General features: G+C 74.5%; 7 protein-coding genes. 6 read left to right on the top strand and 1 reads right to left on the bottom strand.

The window, feature by feature from the left end; translation table 11 throughout:
• The 5 genes from ACTUAL_RS28135 to hisG all read left to right on the top strand — a co-directional run.
• Positions 1-553, top strand: a 553-nt coding sequence (locus ACTUAL_RS28135) for a sugar phosphate isomerase/epimerase family protein (RefSeq protein ID WP_440902353.1), incomplete at its 5' end; no start/stop codon positions are given.
• A gap of 76 nt (positions 554-629) precedes the next feature.
• A complete protein-coding gene (locus ACTUAL_RS28130) occupies positions 630-1,187 on the top strand; it encodes a DUF4291 domain-containing protein (RefSeq protein ID WP_440902352.1) in 558 nt (185 codons plus the stop codon).
• A 124-nt stretch (positions 1,188-1,311) separates the two neighbouring features.
• Positions 1,312-2,436: an LLM class flavin-dependent oxidoreductase gene (locus ACTUAL_RS28125; protein ID WP_440902351.1), complete on the top strand. Its 1,125-nt coding sequence runs from the start codon at positions 1,312-1,314 to the stop codon at positions 2,434-2,436.
• Positions 2,433-3,035, top strand: a complete 603-nt coding sequence (locus ACTUAL_RS28120; protein ID WP_440902350.1) for an FMN reductase — start codon at positions 2,433-2,435, stop codon at positions 3,033-3,035. Before ACTUAL_RS28125 ends, ACTUAL_RS28120 begins: the two co-directional genes overlap by 4 nt.
• A 408-nt stretch (positions 3,036-3,443) precedes the next feature.
• Entirely contained in the window at positions 3,444-4,307 is an 864-nt protein-coding gene (gene hisG, locus ACTUAL_RS28115; RefSeq protein ID WP_096492796.1) for an ATP phosphoribosyltransferase, read from the top strand.
• 129 nt (positions 4,308-4,436) lie between these two features.
• Here hisG and ACTUAL_RS28110 read toward each other — a convergent pair whose 3' ends face one another.
• Complete coding sequence (locus tag ACTUAL_RS28110) at positions 4,437-6,953, bottom strand: EAL domain-containing protein (protein ID WP_440902349.1); 2,517 nt, start codon at positions 6,951-6,953, stop codon at positions 4,437-4,439.
• Positions 6,954-7,646: 693 nt separating this feature from the next.
• On the opposite strand from ACTUAL_RS28110, the gene ACTUAL_RS28105 reads away from it, so the two are divergent.
• Positions 7,647-8,126 (top strand): SRPBCC domain-containing protein, encoded by a 480-nt coding sequence (locus tag ACTUAL_RS28105; RefSeq protein WP_440902348.1) that lies wholly within the window; start codon positions 7,647-7,649, stop codon positions 8,124-8,126.
• Positions 8,127-8,224: the final 98 nt, after the last annotated feature.

Here is an 8,224-nt window from a genome sequence, read left to right as displayed (position 1 = left end):
GAGCGAGGCGGCCGGGCTCGGGGTGGGGGTGTACGGCTCCGGGTACCGGGCCGGGTGCGACGACCCGGAGGAGTTCGCGGCCGTGCTGGACAGCGCGCAGTCCCTCGGCGCGCCGGGCGTGCTGGTGCGGGCCGGGGGAGTGGCCCCGTGGGAGGCGACGGCCGAGGCGTGGTCGTTCGTGGTGGCGGAGCTGCGCCGGTGCGTGCGGCTGGCGGCCGAGCGGGACCTGGTCGTGGTGGCCGAGCACAGCGCGACGAGCCTGTTCGGCACCCTGGAGTCCGCGCTGCGGCTCCTGGCCGACGTGCCGGGGCTCGCGGCGCACTGGCGGGCGCTGGGCGGGTCGGGGGCGGTGCTGGCGGAGGTGTCGGCGCTGCTGCCGTCGCTGGCGGTGCTCTCCTGCGGGGCAGGCGATCCGGGCGCCTCGGCGGCGCTGGAGCTGCTCGCGCGGGACGGCGGCGCCCGGATGGCGCTGCTGGAACCGGCCTCCGGCGACGCGACGGCCGTCGTGCGGGACGGCCGGGCGCTGCTCGCCCTGCTGGGGCGGCGTCCCTGATCACCCGCCCGCCGCGGGCGGTCTGGCGCGGAAACGCGCTCGCCCCCGCCCGCGGGCCCGTGCGAGGGTGGCCCGCGTGGCTCCGCAGCGCCAGGTCCGCGCCGACTACGACGGCTCGCACATCACCGTGTACCAGGCCTACCCGTCCGCGATCGCCGATCCGGCGCTGGCCGCCGGGCGCTTCGTGCCGCCGTTCTCGTTCGGGCGGATGACCTGGATCAAACCCTCGTACCTGTGGCTGATGCACCGCAGCAACTGGGCGCGCAAGCCGGGGCAGGAGCGGGTGCTGGCGGTGCGGATCACCCGCGAGGGGTGGGAGCGCGCGCTCGCCCAGGCGGTGCTGACGGACTCGCCGGGGCTGGAGGGCGCGCGGGTGCACGTCCAGTGGGACCCGGAGCGGTCGCTGCGCGGGGCGGCGCTGAACCACTACAGCATCCAGGTCGGCGTCGGGCGGGACGTGGTCCGCGAGCTGGTGGACGAGTGGATCGTGGGTGTGGTGGACCTGACCGAGCGCACCAGGAGGATCGCCGCGCTGCTCCAGGCCGGGCGCGCCGAGCAGGCCAGGCGGCTGCTGCCGCCCGAGCGCCCGTACCCGCTGCCCAGGGCCGTCGCGACCAGGCTCGACGCCGACTGACCCCGGTGGGCCGCGCGCCCGGCGCGGCGCGCGTCACCCCGCCCCACAGGTCCGGAATACCCCGCGCACCTGTACCGTTGGGACAAGTAGTTGAACTCGCAACTACCTGGATCGAGGAGCGGTCATGCAGTTCGGGGTCTTCACCGTCGGCGACGTGACTCCCGACCCCACCACGGGGCGGGTTCCCACCGAGGGCGAGCGGATCAAGGCGATGGTCGCCATCGCGCTCAAGGCCGAGGAGGTCGGGCTCGACGTCTTCGCCACCGGGGAGCACCACAACCCGCCGTTCGTGCCGTCCTCGCCCACCACCATGCTCGGCTACATCGCGGCCCGCACCGAGAAGCTGATCCTGTCCACCGCGACCACGCTGATCACCACCAACGACCCGGTGAAGATCGCCGAGGACTACGCGATGCTCCAGCACCTGGCCGACGGCCGGGTCGACCTGATCATGGGTCGGGGCAACACCGGGCCGGTGTACCCGTGGTTCGGCAAGGACATCCGCGACGGCATCGAGCTGGCCATCGAGAACTACCACCTGCTGCGCAGGCTGTGGCGCGAGGACGTCGTCGACTGGGAGGGCAAGCACCGCACCCCGCTCCAGTCGTTCACCTCCACCCCGCGCCCGCTCGACGGCGTCCCGCCGTTCGTGTGGCACGGCTCGATCCGCAGCCCGGAGATCGCCGAGCAGGCCGCGTACTACGGGGACGGGTTCTTCGCGAACCACATCTTCTGGCCGAAGGAGCACTTCATGCGGTTGATCAACCTCTACCGCGCGCGCTTCGAGCACTACGGCCACGGCAAGGCGCACCAGGCCCCCGTGGGCCTCGGCGGCCAGGTGTTCATCCGGCCCAACTCGCAGGACGCGGTCAACGAGTTCCGCCCGTACTTCGACAACGCCCCCGTGTACGGCCACGGCCCGTCGCTGGAGACCTTCACCGAGCAGACCCCGCTCACCGTGGGCAGCCCGCAGCAGGTCATCGACAAGACGCTGACCTTCCGCGAGCACTTCGGCGACTACCAGCGCCAGCTGTTCCTGGTCGACCACGCCGGGCTGCCGCTCAAGACCGTGCTGGAGCAGCTCGACCAGCTCGGCGAGATCGTGCCCGAGCTGCGCCGGGAGTTCGCGGCCAAGCGGCCCGCGGACGTGCCGGAGGCGCCCACGCACCAGAGCCTGCTGGCCGCGAAGACCGCCGCCGAGACCGGCGTCCAGTCCGTCGCCCGGACCGGGAAGGGGAGCGTCCGATGACCCGCATCGCCGTGGTGTCGGCGGGCCTCGGCGAGCCGTCGTCCACGCACCTGCTGGCCGACCGCCTCGCCGCCGCCACGTCCGCCGCCCTCGCCGCGTCCGGCGGCCCGGTCGAGGTCACCACCGCGCACCTGCGCGACGTGGCCCGCGACGTCGCGGACAACCTGGTCACCGGCTTCGCCGGTCCGAAGTTGCGCGCGGTGATCGAGGACGTGGTCGGCGCGGACGCGCTGATCGCCGTGACGCCCACGTTCAACGCCTCGTACAGCGGCCTGTTCAAGTCGTTCGTGGACGTGCTGGAGCCGACCTCGCTGGCGGGCAAGCCGGTGCTGATCGGCGCGACCGGCGGCAGCGAGCGCCACTCGCTGGTCCTGGACCACGCGCTGCGCCCGCTGTTCGCCTACCTGAAGGCGATCGTGCTGCCGACCGGCGTGTACGCGGCCTCGGCGGACTGGGGCGCGGGCTCCGGGCTGGTCGGGCGGATCGACCGCGCGGGGGCCGAGCTGGCGGACCTGCTGGTGGGCCGCGCCCCGGCCGCGCAGGCGGACCCGTACGCGGACGTCGTCCCGTTCGAGCGCCTGCTCGCCGGGGACCGCTGACCCCGGCGGGGCCGCCGCGGACCGGGGGCGCCCACCACCGCCCCCGGTCCCGCCCGCCGGTCGTCCGGAAAACCGGCTGACTCGCGCCCGCCCGCCGCTTAGGCTCTCCGGCGGAGCGGGCGGCGGGCGGCGTCCCCTCCGCGCCGGTGTCGGTGTCGGCGTCTGGGTCCGCGTCCGCGCGAGCGCAAAGCGCGACCGGAAAACCCGGATGAATCACCCGCCCGCCCCGCGCGCGCCACTCCCCGCGCGCTCCGCGTCACACCCGCTTTCCATTTGAATGCAATGCTCGGCTTTCCCTCTCGACCGGGTGAACGACCCATGAACCCCGAGTGGGTCTCATTCCCCGTGACACTCGTCCCGGTGTACCCGGAACAGGTGACCGTCACCCGGTGTGGCAGACTCCCGAGCATGGCTTCTCTCCGGTTTGCCCTGCCCAACAAGGGTTCGCTCAGCGAACCCGCCGCGCGGATGCTCAGCGAGGCGGGGTACCGCGTGAGCAGGTCGGGGCGCGAGCTGATCGTCGCGGACAAGGCCAATGGCGTGCAGTTCTTTTTCCTGCGCCCGCGCGACATCGCGGTCTACGTCGGCGAGGGTTCGCTCGACGTCGGCATCACCGGCCGCGATCTCCTGCTCGATTCCACGATCGCCGCCGACGAAATCCTGCCGCTTGGGTTCGGGCGCGCCTCGTTCTACTTCGCCGGGGTGCCCGGCGCCATTTCCGACGTCTCGGAGCTGGCGGGCCGCCGGATCGCCACCAGCTACCCGAAGCTGGTCGGCCGCCACCTGGAGGAGCAGGGCATCAAGGCGGACCTGGTCCGCCTGGACGGCGCGGTCGAGACCGCCGTCGAGCTGGGCGTGGCCGACGCCATCGCGGACGTGGTCGAGACCGGCATCACCCTGAAGACCTCGGGCCTGGCCACGTTCGGCGACCCGATCCTGCGCTCGGAGGCCGTGCTGATCCAGCGCGACGCCACGCGCGTCGACGCGGAGACCGCCGAGGCCGTCGAGGTGCTGGTGCGCAGGCTCAAGGGCGTGCTGATCGCCCGCAGCTACGTGATCCTGGACTTCGACTGCCCGACCAGCGCGCAGGAGGAGGCGTTCAAGCTGGTCCCCGGCATCGAGGCCCCCACGGTCTCGCCGCTGGCCCGCGAGGGCTGGGTGGCGGTCCGCTCGCTCGTGCCCAGGCACGACGCCCCCAAGATCATGGACCAGCTGTGGAACGTGGGCGCGCGGGCGATCCTGGTCAGCTCCCTGGACACCTGCCGCATCTAGCCCCGAGCGGGAAGCCACCGGACCGCCCGCCCCCGCACGGGGACGGGCGGTCCGCCGCTCCCCGGCGTCCTCGCCGAACCGCCCGTGGGCGGGCCCGGTGCCACCCGGCCCGCCGTCACCGCGCCCGCGTCACCGCACCCGCTTGGGGAACAGCGGTCCGGTCCCGGTCTCCGCGCCCACCTCGCGCCACCACCGGCTCCGCTCGGCCGTGGCCAGCCCGTCGACGGACACCTCCACCCCGGCCTCCCCGAGCACCCCGAGCAGGTCGGTCAGCGCCTTCACCGCGCTCGGGTGCGCCACCTCCAGCCCGGCGCGCACCCGGACCGCCCGCACCGGGAACGCCTCCAGCGCGGCCAGCTCGCCCGGAGCCACCGGGAAGTCGTCGACCTCCGCGCCCACGCCCGCGTCGGCGAGCACCCGCAGGTTGTCCGCGGCCTCGTCCCGCTCGAACAGCACCCGCGCGGGCACCGCGACCCGCAGCAGCCGCCGGGGCAGCCCGGTCTCCTCCAGCGCCCGCAGCGCCGACCCCACCAGGTCCTGGTCCGCGGCCTGCTCACCGCTGAGCGCCACCCGCACCGGCAGCTCCGCCCCGTCCCGCGCCCACTCGGCGGCCCGCTCGCACGCCGCCCGCAGCACCAGCGCCCCGAGGGGCACCGCGAACCCGGTCTCCTCGGCCAACCTCGCGCACCGGGCGTGCGGCAGCACCCCGAGGACCGGGTGTCGCCACCGCAGCACCGCCTCGGCCGCCACCACCCCCGCGTCCGCCAAGCGCACCACCGGCCGGTACCGGACCTCCAGCTCCCCGCGCCGCCACGCGCCGGGCATGGTCGCCGCGAGGGCGAAGTCCCGCCGGTCCGCCCCGTCCAGCTCCGGATCGGCCAGCGCCCACTGCCTGCTGCCCAGCCCGCGCGCCCGCCGCAGCGCGAGGTCGGCCGCCTCCAGCAGCTCGGCGGGCGGGGTCCCCGGCGCGGGCCGGTGCACCACCCCGATCGTGGCGGACAGCGCGATCTCCTGCCCGGCCACCTCCAGCGGCTCCCCGAGCCGCTCGTTGATCAGCCGCACCGTGGTCACCACGTCCGGCGTGCCCGCGACGTTCTCCACGAGCACCGCGAACTCGTCCGCCCCGAACCGCGCGATCATCGTGTTCTCACCGGGCACCGCCTCGAACAGCCGGGACGCGGCGGTCTTGAGCACGTGGTCGCCGACCGCCCGGCCGAGGCCGCCGTTGATCCGCGAGAACCCGTCCAGGTCCAGGTGGTAGACGGTGACGCCGGTCGCCGGGTCGGCCGTGCGCAGCGCCCGCTCCAGCCTGCTGGTGAAGTACTGCCGGTTCGGCAGCCAGGTCAGCACGTCGTGCAGCGACTGGTGGTTGAGCTGCCCCTGGAGCAGGCTCACGTCGGTCCGGTCCTCCACGACCACCACCGCGTCGGGCTCCCGGCCGGGTGGCCGCAGCGGCGCGGTGGTCAGCGCGGCCCACGCGACCTCGCCGTCCGGGCGGAGCAGCCTGCGCTGCCCGGACAGCGCCGCCGTGCCGCCGCATGCCAGGCCCACCAGGTCGGCCACGACCGCGCCCCGGTCCGCGGGGTGCACGAGTTCGAGCAGGTCGACGCCGGTCAGCGTGCCGCGGGCGCGGTTGAGGATGTCCGCGAGCGCGTCGTTGGCCTCCAGGACGCTGCCCTCGAACGTCACCGAGGCCACCCCGATCCGGGCGGCCTCCTCCACGATCCCGGCCTTGGCCGCCAGCAGCACCGACTCGGCCACCGGGAGCCCGGCCGCCGGACCGCCGGGGAGGTCGGCGTCGGGGAGGTTGTTGTTGGTGGGGTCCGCGTCGGGCAGGCCCGTGCCGGTGGGGGCCTGCCAGGGGGAGTTCTGGTCGACGGCGCCCGCGCCGGTGGGCGGGGCGTCGGCGCCCGTCCGCCTGCGGTGGGGCCCGCCGGGAGCGGTCTCCGGCGCGGGGGCGGTCTTCGCGCCGGTCGGCGGCGCGTCGCCGGTCCCGGCGCCGCTCAGGGCGTCGACGGCGTCGTCGGCGGGCGAGCAGTGGTGCGGCTGCTCGTCGTCGTCCTCGTCCAAGTCCTCCGGCGCGGCGGGTGCGGCGGGTGCGGCGGGCTGCCCGTCGACCGGGACCCGGACCGCCGCGCCGCGCGGGGTCGCCAGGGGGACGCTCTCCCCGCGGGGCCTCGGGGTGCGCGCGGACCTCGCCGCGCCGTGCGCCACCGCCTGCTCGGCGAACCCGGCGGCGAGCGCCGCCAGCACCGAGGGGACGCGGTTGCCGACCGCCGACAGGGTGGCCAGCCCCGGTAACCCGGCGCTCAGCAGCTCCAGCGTCACCCGCAGCGCCTCGGGGTCCTCGGTCAGCTCCGCGAGCACACCGCCCGTGGTGCGGCCCGCCGCGACGGCCAGGTCCGCGCTGCCCCGCGCCACGGCAGGCCCCGCGCCGTCCGGGTCGTCCTCGAAGTCGTCCTCGTCCCCGTCGCCGATGCCCAGCGCGCCCGCGCACAGCCGCTCGACCTCGCCGAGCAGCGCCCGCTCCAGCACCTGCCCCGGAACCCTGCCGCCCGAGTGCCCGGCCAGCAGCCCCGCCCACGTCCCAGCCAGCTCCGCGCGCTCGCGGAGCGCTTCCGCCTCCCGTGAAAGCGGAACCGTCATGTCACCCTCTCCGGTGGCTCTGCGTTCGGTGCGTTCGGTCTTCACGTCCGCGCGCGCCGGAACGTCCGGCGCGCGCGTGCCCACGAGGTGCTCCGGCGGCTGCGCCGATCAGGGCCCGCCCACCGGTCGTTCATCACAGCTTGCGCGACAGGGCTAATAGCGCCTTCGACCGGGTGGTGGACAGGAACCCGGATCATCCAACCGCCTGTCACCTCACCGCGCCAGCAGATCCTACAAATTAACTCGATCGTGGCAGTGGCTTCGCGTGCGACACGCCCTTAAGGCTCCCTTTAACCCCTGCTGAACGCGGTCGGGACGGTGTTCCGGGGTTCGCCGTGAACGCTTCCGGAACGTGGGACGACGCGGCGCAGAGTGACGCTCCGCAGTCGTGGGCTACACCGCAGAGCTGCGGAAACACCCCTTCGGGTCAATCTGCGGCCAATGCTGATCACGGCTGGGCGGCACGCCTCGAAAGGGGGCAACGCGGTCCCTGCTGACGTTCGGCGGATATTTGACCGGGGGGCGACCTGGGATGATCCGGTCGAATGCGGGTTTTCCGGTCGGCGCAGCCGGGCGGAAAACGGCGGCCGGTTCGATCGGGTCGCCCGGTCAATTCCTCACCACCTGGAAAGGGGCTTGTCCGGAGTTCGCGGGCGCCGCTCGCTGTCGGTCCCCGCTGCTAGCGTCGCGCGCATGACGACGACCCGCGTGCAGCGCACCGTCCGAGCCCCACGAGCAGCCGTGTACCGGGCCCTGCTCGACGGCGAGGCGGTGGGCCGCTGGATGGTACCCAACGGCATGAGCAGCGAGGTGCGGGCCTTCGACGCCAGGGAGGGCGGCGAGTTCCGGATCAGCCTCACCTCCGACGACCCGAGCACGACGGCGGGCAAGACCAGCGACCGGGTGGACAGCTACGGCGGTCGCTTCACGCGGCTGGTCCAGGACACCGAGGTGGTCCAGGTGGTCGAGTTCGACACGGACGACCCGGACACGGCGGGGGAGATGGTGCTGACGTTCACGCTGGTGGACGTCGAGGGCGGCACGCAGGTCACCGGCGTGCACGAGAACCTGCCGCCGAGCGTGCGGCCCGAGGACAACGAGCACGGCTGGGCGATGTCGCTGGGCAAGCTCGCGGCGCTCGTGGAGGAGCGGGAGCGGCAGCAGGGGCGGTAGCGGGGGAACGCCTAGCGGAGGGGAGTGCCTGGCCGGGAGGCTGGCGGAGGGGAACGCCTGGCCGGGGGAGTGCCTGGCCGGGGGAGTGCCTGGTGGGG

The sequence above is a fragment of the Actinosynnema sp. genome (assembly GCF_052038725.1).
Note: the sequence above shows the minus strand (reverse complement) of the source record. Positions and strands in the feature narration are given on the sequence as shown.

Bases quoted from the DNA above. Each gene is read 5' to 3' on its own strand.
- ACTUAL_RS28125 (WP_440902351.1), top strand. From the start codon at position 1,312: ATGCAGTTCGGGGTCTTCACCGTCGGCGACGTGACTCCCGACCCCACC.
- ACTUAL_RS28120 (WP_440902350.1), top strand. From the start codon at position 2,433: ATGACCCGCATCGCCGTGGTGTCGGCGGGCCTCGGCGAGCCGTCGTCC.
- hisG (WP_096492796.1), top strand. From the start codon at position 3,444: ATGGCTTCTCTCCGGTTTGCCCTGCCCAACAAGGGTTCGCTCAGCGAA.
- ACTUAL_RS28110 (WP_440902349.1), bottom strand. From the start codon at position 6,953: ATGACGGTTCCGCTTTCACGGGAGGCGGAAGCGCTCCGCGAGCGCGCG.
- ACTUAL_RS28105 (WP_440902348.1), top strand. From the start codon at position 7,647: ATGACGACGACCCGCGTGCAGCGCACCGTCCGAGCCCCACGAGCAGCC.